This window comes from Mycobacterium sp., assembly GCF_047975165.1.
Taxonomy (GTDB): Bacteria; Actinomycetota; Actinomycetes; order Mycobacteriales; family Mycobacteriaceae; genus Mycobacterium.
Window position 1 is genome coordinate 1 of the sequence record NZ_JBKECZ010000068.1, and the last position, 21,392, is coordinate 21,392.

At 68.5% G+C, this 21,392-nt stretch carries 18 protein-coding genes, 1 other RNA gene and 2 pseudogenes; 5 read left to right on the forward strand and 16 right to left on the reverse strand.

Translation table 11 applies throughout. From position 1 onward, the window contains the following. Positions 1–883: 883 nt before the first annotated feature. The 10 genes and pseudogenes from ACK5M9_RS07575 to prfB form a co-directional block, all read right to left on the reverse strand. Positions 884–1,021: pseudogene (locus tag ACK5M9_RS07575) on the reverse strand (hypothetical protein); the annotation flags it as partial. A gap of 372 nt (positions 1,022–1,393) precedes the next feature. Further along, positions 1,394–1,897, reverse strand: a pseudogene (locus ACK5M9_RS07580) (PE family protein); the annotation flags it as partial. 286 nt (positions 1,898–2,183) lie between these two features. Next, positions 2,184–2,551, reverse strand: a transfer-messenger RNA (tmRNA) gene (gene ssrA / locus ACK5M9_RS07585). Positions 2,552–2,635: 84 nt separating this feature from the next. Further along, positions 2,636–3,487, reverse strand: coding sequence for a maleylpyruvate isomerase family mycothiol-dependent enzyme (locus tag ACK5M9_RS07590; protein WP_416892562.1), 852 nt, complete (start codon positions 3,485–3,487; stop codon positions 2,636–2,638). A gap of 33 nt (positions 3,488–3,520) precedes the next feature. Then, positions 3,521–4,024 carry an SsrA-binding protein SmpB gene (gene smpB / locus ACK5M9_RS07595; RefSeq protein WP_416892563.1) on the reverse strand — a complete coding sequence of 168 codons (504 nt, stop codon included), beginning with the start codon at positions 4,022–4,024 and terminating at the stop codon, positions 3,521–3,523. Positions 4,025–4,026: 2 nt separating this feature from the next. After that, a complete protein-coding gene (gene ftsX, locus ACK5M9_RS07600) occupies positions 4,027–4,920 on the reverse strand; it encodes a permease-like cell division protein FtsX (protein ID WP_416892564.1) in 894 nt (297 codons plus the stop codon). After that, positions 4,921–5,610, reverse strand: a complete 690-nt coding sequence (ftsE, locus tag ACK5M9_RS07605) for a cell division ATP-binding protein FtsE (RefSeq protein WP_416892584.1) — start codon at positions 5,608–5,610, stop codon at positions 4,921–4,923. Between the two features lie 44 nt (positions 5,611–5,654). Further along, complete coding sequence (locus ACK5M9_RS07610) at positions 5,655–6,161, reverse strand: hypothetical protein (protein ID WP_416892565.1); 507 nt, start codon at positions 6,159–6,161, stop codon at positions 5,655–5,657. Then, positions 6,158–7,165, reverse strand: a complete 1,008-nt coding sequence (locus tag ACK5M9_RS07615) for a mechanosensitive ion channel family protein (protein WP_416892566.1) — start codon at positions 7,163–7,165, stop codon at positions 6,158–6,160. The genes ACK5M9_RS07610 and ACK5M9_RS07615 overlap by 4 nt, the downstream gene beginning before the upstream one ends. Continuing rightward, a complete protein-coding gene (gene prfB / locus ACK5M9_RS07620; RefSeq protein ID WP_416892567.1) occupies positions 7,155–8,270 on the reverse strand; it encodes a peptide chain release factor 2 in 1,116 nt (371 codons plus the stop codon). The genes ACK5M9_RS07615 and prfB overlap by 11 nt, the downstream gene beginning before the upstream one ends. Before the next feature lie 74 nt (positions 8,271–8,344). Here prfB and ACK5M9_RS07625 point away from each other — a divergent pair, with 74 nt between their 5' ends. Continuing rightward, positions 8,345–9,700 (forward strand): FAD-dependent oxidoreductase, encoded by a 1,356-nt coding sequence (locus tag ACK5M9_RS07625; protein ID WP_416892568.1) that lies wholly within the window; start codon positions 8,345–8,347, stop codon positions 9,698–9,700. On the opposite strand, the gene ACK5M9_RS07630 is transcribed toward ACK5M9_RS07625, so the two are convergent. Both ACK5M9_RS07630 and ACK5M9_RS07635 read right to left on the reverse strand, forming a co-directional pair. After that, on the reverse strand, positions 9,701–11,299 hold the full coding sequence (locus ACK5M9_RS07630; protein WP_416892569.1) for an FAD-binding oxidoreductase: 1,599 nt from the start codon (positions 11,297–11,299) through the stop codon (positions 9,701–9,703). Positions 11,300–11,337: 38 nt separating this feature from the next. Then, positions 11,338–12,192 (reverse strand): PE family protein, encoded by an 855-nt coding sequence (locus tag ACK5M9_RS07635; protein WP_416892570.1) that lies wholly within the window; start codon positions 12,190–12,192, stop codon positions 11,338–11,340. 441 nt (positions 12,193–12,633) lie between these two features. Between ACK5M9_RS07635 and ACK5M9_RS07640 the strand changes: the two genes are divergently transcribed. Beyond that, positions 12,634–13,062 (forward strand): pyridoxamine 5'-phosphate oxidase family protein, encoded by a 429-nt coding sequence (locus tag ACK5M9_RS07640; RefSeq protein WP_416892571.1) that lies wholly within the window; start codon positions 12,634–12,636, stop codon positions 13,060–13,062. Between the two features lie 40 nt (positions 13,063–13,102). On the opposite strand, the gene ACK5M9_RS07645 is transcribed toward ACK5M9_RS07640, so the two are convergent. Continuing rightward, entirely contained in the window at positions 13,103–14,821 is a 1,719-nt protein-coding gene (locus ACK5M9_RS07645) for a GAF domain-containing sensor histidine kinase (protein WP_416892572.1), read from the reverse strand. Further along, entirely contained in the window at positions 14,818–15,471 is a 654-nt protein-coding gene (gene dosR, locus ACK5M9_RS07650) for a hypoxia response regulator transcription factor DosR/DevR (protein ID WP_416892573.1), read from the reverse strand. Before dosR ends, ACK5M9_RS07645 begins: the two co-directional genes overlap by 4 nt. Positions 15,472–15,769: 298 nt before the next feature. Here dosR and ACK5M9_RS07655 point away from each other — a divergent pair, with 298 nt between their 5' ends. Genes ACK5M9_RS07655 through ACK5M9_RS07665 form a run of 3 tightly spaced genes read left to right on the forward strand, consistent with a single transcriptional unit; the run spans position 15,770 to position 19,521 of the window. Further along, the gene (locus ACK5M9_RS07655; RefSeq protein ID WP_416892574.1) at positions 15,770–18,100 is read left to right on the forward strand and encodes a nitric-oxide reductase large subunit; all 2,331 of its coding nucleotides are present in this window, start codon (positions 15,770–15,772) and stop codon (positions 18,098–18,100) included. Positions 18,101–18,103: 3 nt separating this feature from the next. Then, positions 18,104–18,730: a hypothetical protein gene (locus ACK5M9_RS07660; protein WP_416892575.1), complete on the forward strand. Its 627-nt coding sequence runs from the start codon at positions 18,104–18,106 to the stop codon at positions 18,728–18,730. Further along, a complete protein-coding gene (locus tag ACK5M9_RS07665; RefSeq protein ID WP_416892576.1) occupies positions 18,727–19,521 on the forward strand; it encodes a slipin family protein in 795 nt (264 codons plus the stop codon). Before ACK5M9_RS07660 ends, ACK5M9_RS07665 begins: the two co-directional genes overlap by 4 nt. Here ACK5M9_RS07665 and ACK5M9_RS07670 read toward each other — a convergent pair. Continuing rightward, entirely contained in the window at positions 19,518–20,408 is an 891-nt protein-coding gene (locus tag ACK5M9_RS07670) for an alpha/beta fold hydrolase (RefSeq protein WP_416892577.1), read from the reverse strand. The two genes, ACK5M9_RS07665 and ACK5M9_RS07670, sit on opposite strands and share 4 nt — an antisense overlap. Then, a complete protein-coding gene (locus tag ACK5M9_RS07675; protein WP_416892578.1) occupies positions 20,405–21,382 on the reverse strand; it encodes an Acg family FMN-binding oxidoreductase in 978 nt (325 codons plus the stop codon). Before ACK5M9_RS07675 ends, ACK5M9_RS07670 begins: the two co-directional genes overlap by 4 nt. Between the last annotated feature and the right edge of the window lie 10 nt (positions 21,383–21,392).

Below are 21,392 nucleotides of genomic sequence, written 5' to 3' on the forward strand. Positions count from 1 at the left end.
GCAGCGTGGGATTCGCGCCAGTCCCCAAATTGGTCGCCATGGGACCGGCGCCGCCTGTTCCGCCATTACCGCCGGTGCCACCGACACCGGTAGCGGCACCGCCTTCACCACCGGCACCGCCGGTGCCGCCGGAGCTGCGGCCTCCGCCGCCGTCGGCGCCCCCGGTGCCGCCGGTCCCGCCCACACCACCGGAGCCGGAGCCGGTGCCTCCGGTACCCGAACCGCCGCCGGTACCGCCGGTGCCGCCCACACCGCCCTGTGCGTTTCCGCTACCCCCAGCCGCGCCCGCAGTGCCGCCGGTGCCGCCGTTGCCGCCGGCGCCGCCGGGAGCATGGTTACCACTGTCGCCACCGTTGCCGCCGTCACCGCCTTTGCCGGCAATCAGAGTTGACTGCGTGGTGCCGTCACCGGCGTTGCCACCGGTGCCGCCGTCACCGCCGCGTGCGCCGTGGATGTTGTCCCCACCAGTACCTACGTTGCCGCCGTTGCCGCCGGTACCGCCGATGCCACCTTTGCCGGCGCTGGGGCCACCGTCACCGGCGTCACCGCCGCGACCACCGGTGCCGCCCGCGCCGGCGGTGTCAGCGCCGCCCGGACCGCCTTCACCGCCGTTACCGCCGTTACCGCCGTTGCCGCCGGTATCGCTCCCGGTGGCGTTGAAACCGTCGCCGCCGGCACCCCCGGTGCCGCCGTTGCCCACAACACCGGTGCCACCAACACCGTCGGCGCCCGCGGCGGCCTGCGCCGCGAACCAGCCGCTGCGCCCGGCCGCCCCGCCGGCCCCCGCGGTACCAGTACCGCCCTCGCCGCCGTTGCCGCCGTCACCGCCCTTGCCTCCCTGGCCGACCCCACCGTCGACGGTGGCGCCCGAGGTGTTGTCCCATCCGGCCCCGCCAACACCGCCGGCCCCGCCGTTGCCGCCGCCGCTGCCGCCGGCGCCCCCGTTGCCGCCCTGGCTGAACAACAGGCCACCCGCGCCGCCGTTGCCGCCGCGACCGCCCTCCCCGGAACCGCCGTTGCCGCCGTTGCCGCCGGTTTGACCCGCACCAGCGCCGTTGCCGAATTCGTCGATGCCGGTGGTGTTCGCCTGCCCCGCCACACCTGTCGCCCCGTTGACCCCGCCCACGCCTCCGGCACCCCCGTCACCACCGAGCCCGTACAGCAAGCCCCCGTTCCCGCCAGTGCCGCCGGTGCCGCCCGCTGCGCCACCGGCACCATCGACATCGGCCCCGCCGGCGCCCCCGGCACCGCCCCGGCCGAACAGCCACGCATTCCCACCGGCCCCGGCCGCACCACCGACACCCCCGGCGCCCCCGGCACCCCCCTCGCCATACAGCCAACCCGCATTCCCGCCCGCACCACCGGCCGCACCCGCACCCCCGGCACCCCCGGCACCCCCACGGCCCCACAGGCTCGCCGCACCACCGGCACCACCGGCGACCCCGGCTTCGGTCTGGGAATACCCCGCACCGCCGTTGCCATACAGCCAGCCCCCGGCACCGCCATTGACACTTCCCGCGGTCCCATCCGCGCCGTCACCGATCAACGGCCGCCCGGTGAACGTCACGAACGGGTCGTTGATCGGCGCGAAAATCTGATCCACCAGGCTCTCCGCCGACAACGCCTCCGCACCGGAATACAACGACCCCGCACCCGCCAACGACGACACAAACGACTGCTGAAACCCCGCCACCTGCGCGGCCACACCCTGATAGGCCACCCCGAACTCGCCGAACACCGCCGCCACCGCCGCCGACACCTCATCCGCCCCGGCACCCGCCAACGATGTCGTCACCGACGCCGCCGCAGCATTCACCTCATCCAGAGCCGCGCCGATACCGGCAACCTGCGCCGCAGCAGCCGACAACACACCAGAAGAAACAACTACAAACGACATGAGCTGAATCCTTTTTTGTAAGCAATGGGCCACTGTCCAACCGGGGATGGAATACCCTGCCCGGCGCGGCCAGTGTGAACATGCTACCGGCGGTCAAGCATACCGCGGAACTTTCAGACTGTTGGCAAGTTGGACACCTGGATTCTGCACCACTGTTCGCCCGCGCAAAGCCAGCTCAATCGGAGCAAATGAGGCGAAGTGTGATCAATGCACAAAGACGACCACCGACGCCAGTCACCAATGAAAAATCGAGGTCGAGGACGAAAGCGACCTCACCCGACCCGATTGGTGGAGCTGCCGGGAATCGAACCCGGGTCCTACGGCATTCCCTCAAGACTTCTCCGTGCGCAGTCCGCTGTGCCTCTACTCGGATCTCCCGGTCACACGGACCAGCCGGGATGACGATCCCAGTCGCTGTTGATGTCCCGGTGAGCCCCGCGTCCGAACCCACCGGTGGATCCCTCTAGCTGATGCCGGGGTCCGGGGCGAGGGCGTTCCCGGTCCGACAGACCAGCTGTCGCTTAGGCAGCGAGAGCGTAGTCGCGCTGATGTGACTCGGCGCTTATATGGTTGCAACGACGCTTACGGTGGTCTCTTGCCTGCACCGGCACGCTTCCCTTGATTCGATGCGCGAAGTCGAAACCGTTCAGCCCCTCGCACCCCCACCGATCACCGGCAGGCCCACCAATGATACGCCTCGCCCCCGTCAAACCGCACAGCCAGATCAGATGACCACCGTCAGATCACGTAGTTCAGCCCCGCCACGATCCGGTCGGCGACGTCCCTATCCCCGCCGAGTTCAACCTCCGGGCTGCGCGCCGGGCACAGCGGCCGGCCCCCGGCGAGCCTGGTGAACTGCAGGGCGTCCGTCCGGACCATCGCCGTCGGCTCCTGGCCGCCAAAGTCCTCGACCACCTGCGCGCGGCCGTCCACCCGCACCCGGATCTGCCGCGCCAACGGCCCGGTCAAGTCGATCAGCACCCGTGACCCCTGCGGCGCCCCACCCAGCTTGCCGACGACGAACCCCATGCCAGAGGCCATCTCGTCCAGCGAGAGCCGCGCCGCCGGCCCGTCCAGCTGTTCCTCCGGCGACGGGCGTCTCAACCCCACCCGGATGTCCTGCTCGTGCATCCAGCAGTCGAACACCCGGATCCGCATGAACCGCCCGTAACTGTCCATACCGGCCGGAGTTGCCGTCACCGCGTTCCAGTCGTCGGCGGACATGGCCTCCAGCGCGGCACGCCGGGCCCCGGTGACCTCGGCGAACCTGGCCAGCACGTCCGCGCCCGGCTCGCCGCTCAGGTGACGCACCCAGCACTCGTTCATCACGCCGATGTCGTTGCGCACATGCTCCAACGCCTTGACGTCGACGTCCGGGGCCGGAGGGTTGACTCCCCGCAGGAAAGCCTCGGTCCCGACGATGTGCGACAGCACCGCCTTGACGTCCCACCCCGGTAGCGCAGACGGCGCCTGCCAATCGTCCTCGCCCACCCCGGCGAGCAGGGCGGCGATGTCGTCCCACACGGCGAACAGCCCGGACAGCACCGCCGACTTGTCGAGTTCGATGATCGGACGCTGCGGTGTGGTCACAACACGATGCTAGGCGGCGCTGTCACCGCGCGTTCACATGCCCTTTTGCCTGCGACCCAGTTCCCGGGCCACTTCCCGTTGCGCGTCGCGCCGGGCGAGGTCCTGGCGCTTGTCGTGCGCCTGTTTGCCGCGCCCCAGCGCCAGCTCGACCTTCACCTTGCCGTCGGTGAAATACAGCGACAGCGGCACCAGCGCATAGTTGCCCTCGCGGATCTTGCCGATCAGCTGGTCGATCTGGCGGCGGTGCAGCAGCAGCTTGCGGTTGCGCCGCGGTTCGTGGTTGGTCCAGCTGCCGTGTCGGTACTCCGGGATGTGCACATTGCGCAGCCAAACCTCGCCGTCGTCGATGGTGGCGAACGCATCGACCAACGACGCGTGCCCCTCCCGCAGGCTTTTCACCTCGGTGCCCTGTAGCGCCAGCCCGGCCTCGAACACGTCGAGGATCGAATAGTTGTGCCGGGCTTTACGATTGCTGGCGATCAGCTTGCGGCCGGCGCGCTTGTCAGCCGACTTCGCACCGCCGGACTTGTTGGACACGACTAACGCCGGATGTAGATGCGCAGCGTCGCGTACGCCGTCAGCCCCGCCATGGCCACTCCCAGGAACAGCAGGATCGGGGAGATGTAGAGGATGTCGGCGTAGTCGACCCGGGCGATCAGATTGGCCTGATAGAACTGGTTGAGCGCGTTCTCCAGGAACAGCGCCCGCACCAGAATCAACCCGGCGACGGCGATGGCCACACCGACCGTCGCCGCCAGTGTCGCCTCCACCAGGAACGGCAACTGGGTGTACCAGCGGCTGGCGCCGACCAGCCGCATGATGCCGATCTCGGTGCGCCTGGTGTAGGCGGCGACCTGCACCATGTTGGCTATCAGCAGGACGGCGCCGACGGCCTGCACCAGCGCCACCGCGAACGCCGCCTTGCTCAGCCCGTCGAGCACCGCGAACAGCCGGTCGATCAGCTCCTTCTGGTTGAGCACCGACAGCACACCGGGCTGGCCCCCGATCGCGGTGTCGAAGTCCTTGTGCTGCTCGGGGTCGCTGAGCTTGACGATGAACGAGGCGGGGAACGAGTCCTTGCCCGCGACGTCCTTGTACTGCGGGAATTTGCGGATGGCGTCGTCGTAGGCCTGTTCGCGGTTGAGGAACCGCACCGATTTGACGTCCTGGCGCTTCTCGATGACCTCCCGCAGCTCGGTGCAGGGGGCGCCGGTGCAGGCCGGATCGTTGGCCGAGACGTCGTCGTTGAGGAACACCTGCGTCTCGACCCGATCGAGGTAGATGGCCCGGGAATTGTCGGCGAGCCGCACCACCAGCAGCCCCCCGCCGAACAGCCCGATGGAGATCGCCGTCGTCAGGATCATCGCGACCGTCATGGTGACATTGCGGCGAAGCCCGGTCACGACCTCGCTGAACAGGAATCCGAAGCGCACTTACCGGTCCATTCCGTAGATGCCGCGCTGTTCGTCGCGAACCAGCCTGCCCAGCGACAACTCGACCACCCGCTGGCGCATCGCGTCCACGATGTGGTGGTCGTGGGTGGCCATCAGCACCGTGGTGCCGCTGCGGTTGATCCGCTCCAACAGATCCATGATGTCCTTACTGGTGTCTGGGTCGAGGTTGCCGGTCGGCTCGTCGGCCAGCAGGACCAGCGGCCGGTTCACATAGGCGCGGGCTATCGCCACCCGCTGCTGCTCGCCGCCGGACAGCTCGTGCGGCAACCGGCCGGCCTTGCCGGCCAGCCCGACGGTTTCGAGCACGTCGGGCACCACCCGGTTGATGGTCTCGGCGCGGCTGCCGATGACCTCCAGCGCGAACGCGACGTTGTCGTAGACGGTCTTCTGCTCCAGCAACCGGAAGTCCTGGAAGACACACCCGATCACCTGCCGCAGCTTGGGCACGGTGCGCCCGCGCAGCTTGTTGACATGGAACTTCGACACCCGGATGTCGCCGGACGTCGGTGACTCGGCCGCCAGCAACAACCGCATGAACGTCGACTTCCCCGAGCCGGAGGGGCCGATGAGGAAGACGAACTCGCCCTTGTCGATCTTGAGGTTGATGTCGTCCAGCGCCGGGCGGGCCGACGACCTATATCGCTTGGTGACATGTTGCAGGCTGACCATCACGGCACGCCAGTCTAGCGGGGCGTTTCGGCGCGACGCGGTATTCAGCGGGCGGGCGCGTTCGACCCCGGTGCCGGCCTCGGCGACGACGGCTGGGTGGTCGCCGTGGTCGCCGTGGTCGCCGTAGTCCCGGCGGCCCCGGTGGTCGGCGCGGCAGGTGCCGTCGTGGACGGACAGAGCTCGGGCGACAGATCGCACGGGACCGGCGACGTCGTTGCCGACGAATCCGACGGCCCGGTCGGCGTCGTCGGCGTCGTCGGCGTCGTCGGTGTCGTCGGTGTCGTCGGGACCGTGCTAGGTTGCCACACCTGGGTGCGTGGCACCCAGGTGTAGTTCGGGTCGGGGACGAAACCGGGGGGCACAACCTGCGCGGGCGGGCTGGTGCGCGCGGCCTGGCCCGGCGAGTAGGTCTCGTAGGCCCACCACACCGCGCAGAACGCCACCATGAGCACCACCGTTGACGTGCGGATACGGCCGCCGAACAGGCGCCGCGGCGCCCTCTGCCGCTCGTCGTCGCCCCGATCGCGGGTGACCGCCGGTCCGAATCTCATCGGTGTGTCACCGGTCCCGTGGTCGTGTCCGTCGCGGCCGAATCCGGGCCGCGGACGGCCGCGTCGTCGACGGGGGCGACGGTCGCCTCCGCCGCCGTCATGATGCCCGCCCGCGCGAGCGCCCGGATCACCAGCGCCCGCAACTCCCGGCCCGCTTCGAACTGTTTGCCGGGCAGGGTGCGGGCCACCAGTCGCACGGTGACGGTGTCGAGTTCGATGCTCTCCACCCCCATCACGGTCGGCGGGTCCAGCAGCAGATCTTCCAGCGCCGGGTTGTCGCGGGCATGCTCGCACTCCTGGTGCAGGACCTCGTTGACGCGGTTGAGGTCGGCGCTAGTGGACACTGGGATGTCGACCACCGCGCGCGCCCAGTCCTTGGACAGGTTGACCGACTTGACGATCTGCCCGTTGGGGATGGTGAACACTTCACCGTCGCTCGATCGCAACCGGGTGACCCGCAGGTTCACGTTCTCGACGGTGCCGGCGGCATCGGTGCTGGAACCGGCGATGGTGAGCCGCACCAGGTCGCCGAAGCCGTACTGGCGTTCGACGATGACGAAAAAACCCGCGAGCAGATCCTTGACCAGCTGCTGGGCGCCGAACCCGAGCGCCGCGCCCAGCACCGTGGCCGGTGCGATCAGCCCGCCGACCTTGAACTCCAGGATCTCACCGATCTGCATGATGACGACGATGCCGATCAGCACTATCGACACCCAGGAGATCACCGAGGCCACCGCCTGACCGTGTTTGGTCGCCTCCGAACGCACCAGCGCATCGCTCTCGGCGAAGCCCAGGTCGAGTTTGTGGGACACCCGCTGGGCCACCCAGGTGACGAACCGGGCGGCCAGCACCGCGCCGATGAGCACCAGTGCGATGCGCAGCCCGCGGGTGAGGATCCATTCCCCCAGCTGACCGGCCCAGAAATCGTGCCAAAGCTGCGGCCAGGATGCCCTCGCCAAGAAGTCGACGGCAGCCCCGGACGGGCCGGGCGCGCTACTCGTCATCCCGCCGGTGCCGCCACCGGATACCCGCCTCCAGGAACCCGTCGATATCGCCGTCCAGCACCGCCGCCGGGTTGCCCACCTCGTATTCGGTGCGCAGGTCCTTGACCATCTGATACGGGTGCAGGACGTAGGACCGCATCTGGTTCCCCCAGGAGCTGCCACCGTCGCCCTTGAGCGCATCCAGCTCCGCACGTTCCTCGGAACGCTTGCGTTCCAACAGTTTTGCCTGCAGCACCCGCAACGCCGAAACCTTGTTCTGCAGCTGCGATTTCTCGTTCTGGCAGGTGACGACGATTCCGGTCGGGATATGGGTGAGCCGCACCGCCGAGTCGGTGGTGTTGACCGACTGGCCGCCGGGCCCGCTGGACCGGTAGACGTCGACGCGCAGATCCCCCTCGGGGATGTCGATGTGGTCGGTGGTCTCCACCACCGGCAGCACCTCCACCTCGGCGAACGACGTCTGGCGCCGGCTCTGGTTGTCGAACGGGCTGATCCGCACCAGGCGGTGGGTGCCCTGCTCGACCGACAGGGTGCCGTAGGCGAACGGTGCGCGCACGGTGAAGGTGGCGCTCTTGATGCCGGCCTCTTCGGCGTAGGAGGTGTCGAACACCTCGACGGGATATTTATGCTGCTCGGCCCAGCGGATGTACATCCGCATCAACATCTCGGCCCAGTCCGCGGCGTCGACCCCGCCCGCACCCGAGCGGATGTTGACCAGCGCCTCACGTTCGTCGTAGTCCCCGGACAGCAGGGTCCGCACCTCGGTGGCCTCGATTTCGGAGCGCAGCGCCTTGAGTTCGGCGTCAGCCTCAGCCAGCGCGTCGTCGGCCGCCGCACCCTGCTCCTCGGCGGCCAGCTCGTAGAGCACCGGCAGGTCGTCGAGGCGCTGGCGCAGGTCCTGCACCCGGCGCAGCTCGCCCTGGGTGTGCGACAACTCGCTGGTCACCTTTTGCGCGCGGGCCTGGTCGTCCCACAGGTTAGGGTCGGAGGCGTCCTTCTCCAGCTTTTCGATGCGGACTTTGAGACCCTCGACGTCGAGCACCCGCTCCACCGTGGTCAGCGTGGAGTCCAGGGCGGCGATATCTGCTTGACGGTCGGGTTCCACAGCCGACCACGTTACCGGCAGCACCGTTTAGCATCGGGAGACCACCGCGGGCACCAGCAGGAAAAGGATTCACCATGCGCCATCACGTCGCCGTCGTCGGCTCCGGACCGTCGGGCTTCTTCGCCGCCGCGTCGCTGCTCAAAGCCGCCGACGCAACCGACGACCTCGAGGTGGCCGTCGACATGCTGGAAATGCTGCCGACCCCGTGGGGGCTGGTGCGCTCCGGTGTGGCGCCGGATCACCCCAAGATCAAGTCGATCAGCCGGCCATTCGAGAAGACCGCCGCCGACCCGCGGTTCCGGTTCTTCGGCAACGTGGTGGTGAGCGAACACGTGACGGCCGCCGAACTCGCCGAACGCTACGACGCGGTGGTCTACGCGGTCGGCGCGCAGTCGGACAAGCCGCTGGGCATCCCGGGTGAGGACCTGCCCGGCAGCATGTCCGCCGTCGACTTCGTCGGCTGGTACAACGCGCACCCGCACTTCGAGGACAAGGCTCCCGATCTTTCCGGCGCCCGAGCGCTGGTGGTCGGCAACGGCAACGTCGCCATCGATGTGGCCCGCATCCTGGTCACCGACCCCGAAGTGCTGGCGCTCACCGACATCGCCGACCACGCGCTGGAGCCGCTGCGGTCCCGCGCCGTCGAGGAGGTGGTGATCATCGGCCGGCGCGGCCCGCTGCAGACGGCGTTCACCACGCTGGAGCTGCGCGAGCTGGGCGAGCTGGAAGGCGTCGACGTGATCGTCGACCCCGCCCAGATCGACGCCGTCACCGACGAGGAGGCCGAAGCCGCCGGCAAGACGACCAAGCAGAACATCAAGGTGCTGCGCGGCTATGCCCAGCGCGAGCCGCGGCCGGGCCATCGGCGAATCGTGTTCCGGTTCCTGACCTCCCCGGTCGACATCTCCGGCGACGGCAGGGTGCAGCGGATCGTGCTGGGCCGCAACGAACTCGCCGTCGACGACACCGGCCGGGTGTCGGCCCGCGACACCGGCGACCGCGAGGAACTACCGGTGCAGCTCGTCGTCCGCTCGGTCGGCTACCGCGGTGTGCCGACGCCCGGGCTGCCGTTCGACGACCAGCGCGGCACCATCCCGCACAATGGCGGCCGGATCGACGGCAGCCGCAACGAATACGTCGTCGGCTGGATCAAACGCGGCCCGACCGGGGTGATCGGCACCAACAAGTCCGACTCCCAGGACACCGTCGACACCCTGCTGGCCGACCTGGCCGCCGCCGGCCGTGCGGATGGCCCCGACGACCGCGCCGCCACATTGTCGGCCTGGCTGACCGAACGCCAACCGGCGGTGGTCACCTCGGCGCATTGGGAGGCCATCGACGCCTACGAGCGGGCCGCCGGCGAACCGCACGGCCGGCCGCGGGTCAAGCTGCCCAGCGTGGCCCGGCTGCTGGACGTCGGGCACCGCTGATCACGGTTCGAAAAGCACTCCGGGGTTGAGGATTCCGGCCGGGTCCAGGGTGTGCTTGACTGACCGCAGCGCCGCCGCGAACGGGTCGGGACGCTGCCGGTCATACCACCGGCGGTGGTCGCGGCCGACGGCGTGATGGTGGGTGATGGTGCCGCCGGCGGCGCTGATCGCCTCCGACACAGCCGCTTTCATCTCATCCCACTGGGTGTGCAGGGATCCCCACCGGCCGCCGGCGTAGATGCCGTAGTACGGCGCAGGGCCGTCGGGGTAGACGTGGGTGAACCGGCAGGTGACCACGCCGGCGCCGCAGACGCCGGCGATCACCGACCGGGCCGCCTCGGTGACCGCGGCGTGCAAGGCGTCGAATCCATCCCAGGTGCAGGAGGTTTCGAATGTCTCGGCGATGACACTGCGCCGCGCCAGCGCGTCCCGCTGATACGGCATCCGCAGGAACGCCGAACGCCAGTTCCCCGACGCGTCGACGTTGTCGTGCCCGGTGGCCTGCTGGCCGCAACCCGAGTCGCGGCTGCGCCGGGCGATGACGGTGCCGCCGTACTGCGCGGCGATCTCCACCGCCCGGTCCAGCCACGGGTCTATCGGATGATCGGCCGATTCAAAGGCGAGCACCAGCAGTCCCCCGGAAACCGGTGTGCCGGCGTTGAGGAACGCCTCGGCGGAGTCGAGCAGGCGGCAGTTGGCCGGGTACAGCCCGGCCTGCGCGATCGAACGGGTCGCGGTGACCGCGTGCGCCCAGTCGTCGAACGCCACCGAGGCCGTCACCTGCCAGCGCGGCCGGTCCTGCAGCCGCATCCATGCCTGGGTGATCACCCCGAGGGTGCCCTCGGAGCCCAGGAACAGCCGGTCAGGCGACGGGCCCGCACCCGACCCCGGCAGGCGCCTCGACTCGCTGATGCCGGCCGGGGTGATCACGCGCACCGACTCGGTCAGGTCATCGATGTGGGTGTAGAGCGTGGCGAAGTGGCCGCCGGCGCGGGTGGCCAGCCAGCCGCCGAGGCTGGAGAACGCGAACGACTGCGGGAAGTGGCGCAGCGTCAGGTCATGCTCGCGGAGCTGGTCCTCGATCCGCGGCCCCAGCGCGCCGGCCTGGATGCGCGCGGCCCGGCTCACCCGGTCCACGTCGAGCACCGCATCCATCGCGCCGAGGTCCATGCTGATGGCCGGTCCGTCGAAGCGGGGTTCCACACCGCCCACCACCGAGCTGCCGCCGCCGTAGGGGATCACCGGAATCGATTCGCGTCCACACCAATCCAGCACGTCAATCACGTCCCGGTCGCCGCGTGGCCGCACGATCAGATCGGGGACGTTGCCGATGTCGCGCTGCAGGTTGCGAGCGACGTCGCGGAACGCCTTGCCGCGCGCGTGGCCGGCCCGGTCGGCGACGTCGGCCGAGCACAGCGCGGCCAGCGATGCCGGGGGGCTGACCCGCGGGTCTGCCAGCGAGAGTTGCGCCGGGTCCGGCGGCGGGTGGTCGGTGAGATCGTGGCCCGGCAGCATCGCCGCCACCCGAGCGGTCAATTCGCCGGTCTCCGAATCGGTCAGGGCCTGGTCGAGGATGCCCCAGCCCCACCACGAACGCATACCGGCAGTTTAAGCGGCGGCGCCCGGGCTCCGTCGGGTCATAGACCGCTGAACAGGCGGATGACCTCGTCGGCGAGACCGGTGAAGGGGCCGCCGAATCGCGTACCGCTCAACGGGATCACGGTGGTGGCGCCGGTGGTTTCGTGCATCGTCAGCGTGACCGGCTCGACGGGAGACAGCAGGCCGCCGACGGGGATCTGGTAGTCCACACCGGTGTAGCCGGAGTAGGCGGGCACCGATTCCGAGCCGGTGATGTACTGTCCGCCGACGAAAAAACCGGCAACGGCGTCGAGCGGCGTCTGCACCAGCGCGGTGGCCGCGCCCAGCACGTTCCCGGCTTCGACGGCGTCGACGAACGCCGTTCCGCCGTGCTGGACCGCCAGGCCGACGTTGATGACGGGGCTGAGGGTGTCGTAGGTAAGGGCAAGGGCCGGGGGCATCTGCAGATTTCCCGAGGTGAAGGTGACCGTCCCGGGCGGGACCAGGTTCGACTGCCCGTACAGCGTCATCAGGATGGGGCCCAACGGCGTCGGGTAGTCGACGACCGGATAAGTGACCGGCTGCCCGGGTGTCGGTGGAATCTCGAGCAGCGACTGGGCGACGGCTTCCGCGGCGGCTGCTTCCGTAGCCGCGTAGCGCCCGATGCCCGCACCCAGCGTTTCGACGAAGCGGTCGTGGAATGCCCGGGCTTGGGCGCTCACCTGCTGGAACTCGCCGCCGAAGTCGCCGAAGAGTTGTGCGACCGCTTCGGACACTTCGTCTTGGGCCGCGGTCGCGATCTCGACGGTCGGAACCGCCGCGGACCCGGTGGCGGCGCTGAATTGCGAGCCGATCCCCTCAAGTGCTTCGGCGGCCCCCTGGGCAGCATCCATCGCCACGCTGACAAATGACATTGAACTCAACTCCTCCTGAATGTTCCGAACCATCGCACCGCGATACTCCCCGGTGGCCAGTATTGCCCGGGTCGGGACAATTTCGGGCGGGATTGGCCAGATTCTCATGCTCTGGCCAACTCCGCAGGTCAGGCGGCCCCGGGATCTTCGGCTTGGTCCGGGTAGGCCCGGGCGGCGCGGGCCTCCCCGGCCCGGGCCCGGGCCCGGGCCCGGGCTCGGGCTCGGCTGCCACACAGGGTGGCACTGACCCTGCGCCCACGGCGCAAAAGCGCGAGAGGACTGCACCCTGGGTGCAGAGTGAACACGCAGGGGGCTGGGCAGCGGCACTGACTCTGCGCCCACGGCGCAAAAGTGCCAGTGGACTGCGCCCTGGGTGCAGGATGAACTCAACTGCTCCGCCCTGACCAAAACGAGACCGATCCCCGCACCTAGGTTGTACGTATGACCGATGAGCCCGTCACCGTCTTGTCGCCCCGGGAAAGCTGGGATCTCCTGGGCACCGCGGCCCTCGGCCGTCTGGTAACCAATTTCTCCGGCGAACCCGAGATTTTCCCGATCAACTATGTACTGCAGGGCGAGGCCATCCTGTTCCGTACCGCCGAGGGCACGAAGCTGTTCACCGCCGTTGCCAGCAACACCGTGCTCTTCGAAGCAGACCACCACACCGCCACCGAAGGCTGGAGTGTGATAGTCCGGGGCCGCGCACAGTTGTTGACCTCGCATGCCGAGATTCAGCAGGCCGACGCGGCCGGACTGTACCCGTGGGTGGCCACCCGCAAGACCAACTATGTGCGGGTGACGGCCACCAACATCACCGGCCGCCGGTTCGCGTTCGGCGAAGAACCCGACCCCAACGAGACCGCCTCGTAGCCCAGATGTAGACGCCGCCGGCGTACCCCCCGCCCCCCGGCTACTGCAGGATCGGCGCCGACCAGCGCAGCAGCGTTCCACCGGCAGGCAACGTCCCCACGGCGAATTCGCCACCCATCTCTTCGGCGCGGCGACGCAGGTTCCTCAGACCGCTGGCGGTGAACTCCGCGGGCATACCCCGGCCGTTGTCGCGCACCTCGATGCACAGGTCGTCGTCGACCCGCACCCGCACCGTCACCGTGGTGGCCTGCGCGTGCCGGGCTGCGTTGCTCACTGCCTCCCGGACAACCGCCTCGGCGTGATCGGCCAGCCCGGCGTCGACAACCGACAGCGGCCCGGAGTACTGCGCGGTACTTCGTAGCCCCGCACCGGCGAATTGCCCGGCAGCCGAATCTATTCGCTGACGCAGCCGAGTTGGGCCCTGCGAAGTGCCGTGCAAGTCGAAAATGGTGGTGCGAATTTCCTGAATGACCCCCTGGAGGTCGTCAACCGCTTCGGAAAGCCGCTGCCGCACTTCGGGTTCACGCACCCGGACCACTGTTCCCTGCAACGACAGGCCGACGGCGAACAGCCGCTGGATCACCTGGTCGTGCAAGTCGCGGGCAATACGGTCACGGTCGGTCAGGATGTCCAGCTCACGCACCCGGCGCTGGGAGGTCGCCAGCTGCAGAGCCAGCGCGGCCTGGTCGGCGAAGGCTGCCATCCTCTCCAGTTGCTCGTCGCCGAACGAGCCCGGGCTCCCATGTCGCAACACCACGACCACCCCCGCCACGGTGTCGGCCGTGCGCAGCGGCAGCAACAGAGCCGAGCCCACGTCATCGAGATCGTCGATCTCCAACTGTTCGAGATGGCGCGGCGCTCCGGTCACGAATACTTCGCCGAGCGCGGAATCCTCCAATGGAATAACCTGTCCCACAATGGCATCCACCGAATCGCCAGCGGCATTGACCACCAGCAGCTCCTCCACCGCGGTCGCCGGGGTCTCCTCGTCGAAGGGTATCGCGACCAGCGCCGCGTCGGCGGCCGTCAGCTTCACCGCCTCCTCTGCCACCAGCCGGAACACCGCGGCAGGCTCGGCACCGGACAACAATTCGGTGGCGATGTCCCTGGTGGCCTCGATCCAGGACTGCCGGGCCGTGGCCTGCTGGTAGAGCCGCGCATTGGCGATCGCAATGCCCGCCGCCGCCGCCAGCGCCTGAACCAGTACTTCGTCGTCCTCGCTGAAGGGCTGCCCATTGGCTTTCTCGGTCAAGTACAGCGTGCCGGAGGATTCTCCGCCGACCCGGACCGGAACGCCCAGGAAGGCCCGCATCGGCGGATGGTGCGCGGGGAAGCCGACCGACGCCGGATGTTGTGAAATATCTTCCAACCTAAGCACGTTCGGTTCCGCGATGAGCAGCCCGATGACGCCTTTGCCCTCAGGTAGATCACCGATGAGTGCGACGGTGTCGTCATCGATCCCGGTGTGGATGAAGTGCTGCACCTGATTGTCCCGGCCGTGCACCTCCAGTGCCCCGTAGCGGGCTTCGACGAGGCCGGTTGCCGAGTTGACGATAGTGCGCAACGTGGCGTCGAGATCGAGCCCCGAGGTGACCACGAGCATGGCCTCCAGCAATCCGTCGAGGCGATCCCGGCCCTCGACGATCTGCTCGACTCGCTCCTGCACCTCGATCAGCAGTTCCCGCAGGCGCAGCGCGGACAGCGTCGTGCGCAACGGTTGCGGTGGCGGATCAGCCGCGACGCCGGCCGAATCCGTCATCGGCTCTCACCGGACCGCCGATCGCGTTTGAGCTCCGCGGCGAACACCGCGGCCTGGGTGCGGCGCTCCATGCCCAGCTTCGCCAGCAGCCTGGAAACGTAGTTCTTCACCGTCTTCTCGGCCAGGAACATGCGATCGGCGATCTGCCTGTTGGTGAGCCCCTCGCTGAGCAGGCTCAGCAGCGTCCGTTCCTGGTCGGTCAGGCCCGACAGCGGGTCCGGCTTTTCCGAGGTGTCCCGCAGTTTGGCCATCAGGGCGGCGGCCGCCCGATTGTCCAGCAACGACCGGCCGGCGCCGACGTCCTTGACGGCGCGCGCCAATTCCATGCCCTTGATGTCCTTGACCACGTAGCCGCTCGCCCCGGCGAGTATCGCGTCGAGCATCGCCTCGTCGGAGGTGTGCGACGTGAGGATCAAACACCGCACCCCCGGCATCGCGGACAACAGCTCGCGGCACAGTTCGATGCCGTTGCCGTCGGGCAACCGGACGTCGAGGACGGCGACGTCGGGGTTGGCCGCCGGAATTCTGGCCAGGGCCTCAGCTGCGGAACCGGCTTCGCCGACGATATCGAGTTCGGGGTCGGCACCGAGCAAATCGATCAGCCCCCGTCGCACGACCTCGTGATCGTCGACCAGGAATACCGTTACCAAAACACCGCTCCCTATGCGTGTGGCAGCACACCACCATTGTCCACTTCGGCGGCGCCTCGTCTGGTCCGGGGGTCCGGGGGCCGGGGGCCGGCGGCGCACCGGGACAGGGCCGATAGTCCCTAGGAATCGTCGCGCCACCATCACTACACTTGCCAACGCAGCGAAACCAGAACTGGATAGTGACCGGCGCCCCGCGCTATGCGACACGAGGCCTATGTGCCACGAGGCGCCTGCTGCTTCCGCCCCCTGCAGCCCACAACAGCCCACAACAGCGACAGAGCACACAGGAGATTCCGGAATGGCCGTGCAAGAGGTTCCCGCCAATAAAAATCCCAGTCAGCCCTCGTCACAACCGCTTTTGGGCAGGGGCTGGGTTCAGGGTGTTGCCCTGGTCATGGTGTTCGGCTTCCTCGTCATGGGCGTGCTGGCCTACCGGACCTACACCGCAGCGATGCCGATGCCCGACAAGGTGGTCAGCGAAACCGGGCAGGTGCTGTTCACCAAGGACGACATCCTCAAGGGGCAGGAGCTCTACCAGGCCCGCGGCCTGATGCAGTACGGATCGATCCTGGGCCACGGCGCCTACCTGGGGCCCGACTACACCGCCGACTACCTGCGGATGGCCACCGATGACGTGACCGGCCAATTCAACGCAGCGGGCTTCGCCGACGCACGCGAACGCGTGGTCACCGAGTTCCGCACCAACCGCTACAACCCCGACACCAAGACGCTGGTGTTCACCAATCGGCAGGCAGCGGCATTCGGCCGTATCCAGACCCACTACGCCGACTACTTCGGCGAGGACTCCACCAAGTACGGACTGCTGCCCAAGCTGATCACCGACAAGACTCAGATCCGCCAGCTGACCTCGTTCTTCGCCTGGACCGCGTGGGCCGCCGCAGCCGAACGCCCCGGCCACAAGTACAGCTACACCAACAACTGGCCGGCCGAGCAGCGCGTAGACAACGGCCCGACGGCCGCGGTGGTCGTGTGGTCGGCCCTGTCGCTGATCGCGCTGCTGGGCGGCATCGGCATCATGTTCGCCGTGTACGGGCGCTGGAGCCAGAAGATCGGCTGGCACGGCGCCGAGAGTTCCAAGATCTCCTTCCGCCAGCCCGGCGAAGTGAACCTGACGTCGGCGCAGCGGGCCACCATCTGGTTCTTCGCGGTGGTATCGGTGCTGTTCCTGGCGCAGGCGCTGCTCGGCGCCGCGGCCGAGCACTACCGGGCCGACCTGTCGACGTTCTTCGGGCTCGACCTGGCCCGGATACTGCCCTACAACCTGGCCCGCACCTGGCATCTGCAGTTGGCCCTGTTCTGGACCGCCGCGGCATTCCTGGCCGGCGGCATCTTCCTGGTCCCGTTCATCACCCGAAGGGAACCCAAGAAGCAGGGGCTGCTGGCCTACATCCTGCTGGGCGCGGTGGCGCTCGTGGTGTTCGGGTCCATGGCCACCGAAGCGCTGTCCATCTACGGCGTCGTCCCCGAAGGCAGCCTGTTCTCCCAGCAGTGGGAGTACATCGACCTGCCGCGGATGTGGCAGATTCTGCTGGTCGCGGGCCTGTTCATCTGGATCGCGATCATCTGGCGCGGAATGCAGTCCAGGCTCAAGGGCGAGTCGAAGACGAACATGCCGTGGCTGTTCTTCTTCTCCGGCCTGGCGATTCCGACGTTCTACGCCGTCGGGCTGCTGGCATCCAGCGACACCCATTTCACCGTCGCCGACTTCTGGCGATTCTGGGTGGTGCACCTGTGGGTCGAGGACTTCCTCGAACTGTTCACCACCGTCATGGTGGCCTACATGTTCGTGCTGCTGGGAGTCGTGCGGGAACGTATCGCGCTGGGTGTGATCTTCCTCGACGTCATCCTGTATTCGGCCGGCGGCGTTATCGGCACCATGCACCACCTGTACTTCTCCGGCACCCCGGTGGAGCACATGGCGCTGGGCGCGTTCTTCTCCGCCGCCGAGGTCATTCCGCTGACCTTCCTGACGGTCGAGGCGTGGTCGTTCCTGCAGCTCGGTGCGCGCCAGCAGTCCGGGGACGCCAACCCGTTCCCGCACCGCTGGGCGGTGATGTTCCTGGTCGCGGTCGGCTTCTGGAACTTCCTGGGAGCGGGCATCTTCGGGTTCCTGATCAACCTGCCGGTGGTGTCCTACTTCCAGATCGGCACCGCACTGACCGCCAACCACGGCCACGCCGCGATGATGGGCGTGTACGGCATGCTCGCCGTCGGGTTGGCGATGTTCGCCTTCCGCTATGTGATTCCGGCCGACAAGTGGCCGGAGAAGCTGGCCCGAACATCGTTCTGGTGCATGAACATCGGCCTGGCATGGATGGTGTTCGTCACCCTGCTGCCGCTGGGCATCATGCAGCTGTACCACTCGGTGAGCGACGGCTACTACGAGGCGCGCGCGCTGGGGTACATCACCAAGCCGGGCAACGCGGTGCTCGAATGGCTGCGGATGCCCGGGGACCTGATCCTCATCGTCGGCGGGATCCTGCCGTTCGTGTGGATCGCCTGGACGGCGCTGCGCAACTTCCGGTCCGGCACGACGGTCGACGAACTGCCGGAGAGCCCGCTCTACACCGAGACTGCGGTTGGAGCCCTGTCGGCGTCGAAGGACTGAGCCATGGCCGCACCGGCCATCTCGGTTCTGCTGACAGCCGGGTATTCCCTGGCGCTGCTGGCAATCGGCTGGGGTTTCGACAAGATGGCACAGCGCGCCTCGGCGCGGGCGGCCCAGTGGCGCACCGGGCAATTCCGCTATCACCCCGACCATGACGCCTGGGTGTGCCCGCAGGATCACTGGATGTGGCCGACGTCGTTCGACCCCAAGCACCGGGTGATGCGGTACCGGGCGCTGCCGGTGGTGTGCAACAGTTGCCCGGTGAAGTCCAGCTGCACCACCTCCGATCACGGCCGGGAGATCAGTCGCGAGGTCGATCCGTGGCCGCATTCGGAGGCGGGGCGATTCCACCGCGGGATCGCCTGTGCGGTGGCCGGGTTCGGCATCGTGCTGTCGTTGGCAACACTGGTCGCCCATCATTCGCCGGCCGACACGCTGGTGCTGACGGGAACCGTCGCGATCATCGCGATCCTGGGGGTGCCGCTGGCCCGCCACCTGTGGAACACCCCGGCCAATGCGCCGGATTATCTGCCGCACCGCACCGCGATGGAGGACCAGGTGGCCGCGGCCGTCGACCGCTACGCCACCCGGTGGGGCGGCGACCAACCTCGCACGGAGGACGAGCAATGACGGGTGCGCTGCTGGGCGTCGCCGCCCTCGGGATCGGGATACTGGGGCTCCTTGTCCTCGTCTCGATGGTGGTGCTGCGCGAATACGAACGCGGAGTCGTCTTCCGCATGGGCCACGTCCGCCCGCTCTACCAGCCCGGGCTGCGGTTCCTGATTCCACTGGTGGACAAGATGGTCCGGGTCGACCAGCGGCTGGTCACGCTGACCATCCCGCCGCAGGAGGTCATCACCCGCGACAACGTACCGGCCCGGGTCAACGCGGTGGTGATGTTCGCGGTTCTCGAACCGTTGAAAGCCATTCTGGCGGTGGAGAACTACGCGGTGGCCACCTCGCAGGTCGCGCAGACCACGCTGCGGTCGCTGCTCGGCCGTGTCGACCTGGACACCCTGCTCGCCCACCGCGAGGACCTCAACAACGACCTGCGCACGATCATCGAGAAGATGACCGAACCGTGGGGCGTGCAGGTACAGATGGTGGAGATCAAGGACGTCGAGATCCCCGAGTCGATGCAGCGCGCGATGGCGCGTGAGGCCGAGGCCGAGCGCGAGCGCCGCGCAAAGGTGATCAACGCTCGCGGCGAACTACAGGCGTCCGAGGAACTGCGACAGGCCTCCGAGACATTGTCCAAGAGCCCGGCGTCACTGCAATTGCGGTATCTGCAAACGCTTTTGGAGTTGGGCGCCGACCAGAACTCGACGGTGGTCTTCCCGCTGCCGGTGGACATCATCACGCCGTTTTTGCGCCGCCCCGAACTGCTGGAGGATGTTGTCGGGCGGATGACCGACCGCTAACCCCCGCCGCGGGCGGCCACCGCCGTGATCTCCTCGATGATCCGGGGCCACAGCGGTTCGGGCAGGTCATGCGCCATGCCGGGCAGCAGCACCAGCTCGGCGCCGGGAATGGCCGCGGCGACGGCCCGGCCACCGGAGGGGCGGATCAGCGGGTCATCGGCTCCGTGCACCACGACGGCGGGCACCCGCAGCTGCGCCAGACCGGGCCGGCAATCGGCGGCCGCCATCATTGCCGCGGCCTGGCGGGCCCGTGCGTCAAGATCGAATCCCCCATGGGCATACATTGTTTCGCCGCGGCGGCGCAACCAGTCTTCGTCGGGCGGATAGCCGGGCGAACCGATGATGCCGGACTGCCGGACCAGCCAGTCCCCCGCTTCCGCGGCGTTGCCCGGCGGTTTTCTGCTCAACAGGCCCGGAGTCGCCCGGGCCAGGCGCAGCATGGTGCTCGGCCGGAGCCGGCCGACATCGGCGGAGGTGGTGCTGGCGATGCAGGTCAGCGACCGCACCCTCGCCGGGTGCGCCACCGCCAGCCGCTGGGCGATCATGGCGCCCATCGAATGCCCCACGACATGCACGCAAGCCCAGCCCAGCCGGTCAAGCAGGGCCGCGGTATCCGCGGCCATGTCCTCAAGGCGGTAGGGGGCCAGCCGCGGATCGCGCCGGGCGGCCCGCCGCGACGGCGCGGCAACCCCGTCGCAGTGAGTGGACCCGCCGCAATCACGGTTGTCGAACCGTGCCACGTGAAATCCGGCCCGCACCAGCCCGGCGCAGAAACCGTCGTGCCAAAAGCCCTTGTCGGCCGCCAAGCCCGCGATCAGCAGCAGCGGCTCCCCCGAGGTGCCCAGTAGTTCGCTACTGAGATGAATTTCGTTGTGCCGCGGGCTCACTCCGACCAATGGACCGCCCGCTCCAGGCTGCGCCGCGGGGTGGGCGGCAGCGGATCGGCGTTCACCGGCGCCCAGCCGATCCGCAGCAGCATCTGCGGGAAGGCGTCGGCACCGAACACCTCGGTGCGGATGGCATCGCGGGTCGCAGGGATCTCCAGGGGTTCGGTGATCGGACAGGTCGCCAGGCCCATCGCCGTCGCCGTCAGCAGCACCGCGCTGGTCGCTTCACCGGCACACAGCGCCGCCGGCCGGTCGTCGGTCTCCGTGCCGAGGGCAAGGACCACGGCGTGATCGTCGGCGGCCGACACGCCCTTGGGCTGCTCCAGGCCGGCGGAGGCGAACCTGCGGCCCGGCACCGGTGCGTGGGCGTCGCTTTCGGGGGTGTTGCGGCTCGGGACGCCGGCGCGCGATCCGTAGCGCCCGCTCCACATGGTGACCTCGACGAGGTAGTCGTAGTTGACCGCGTGATCCCGGGCGGCCTGCTTGACTATCTTGTTCAGCTTTTCCATCGCGTCGACCTGGCGCATGATCACCCCCGGCCGGGTCCCTGCCGCGCCGACGGCGGCGATGCCATCCGCCTCGACCGGCCAGTGGCTGTAGGTTCGCCGGTCGGTCCGGCGCCGCGGAATCGCCGCCGCCAAGGTGATGCTGTCAGCGTCGGGCTCGTCTTCGGTGACCTCGACGGCCGCCAGGTGCTCGGGGTCCGACGGGTCGGGGAAACGACGTACCTCGGCGCGCCAGCCCATGGCCGCCAGGGCGATGACGCAGTGGTGCAGGGTCGCCCCGCAACTCACCAGCAGATCGCGGCCATCGGGGTCGGCATTGGGCAGTTGCATGCTCGAGTCCGAATACAGGTGCAGGCTCGTCGGCTCCACTCGCCATTTCCAGGGCTGGGTGTTGTAGATCGACGGCGCCCTGATGGCCAGTTCCAGGACGGTCCGGACGGTATCGGCGTCGGGAAACCGGGTGCTCATCGGAAGGCCG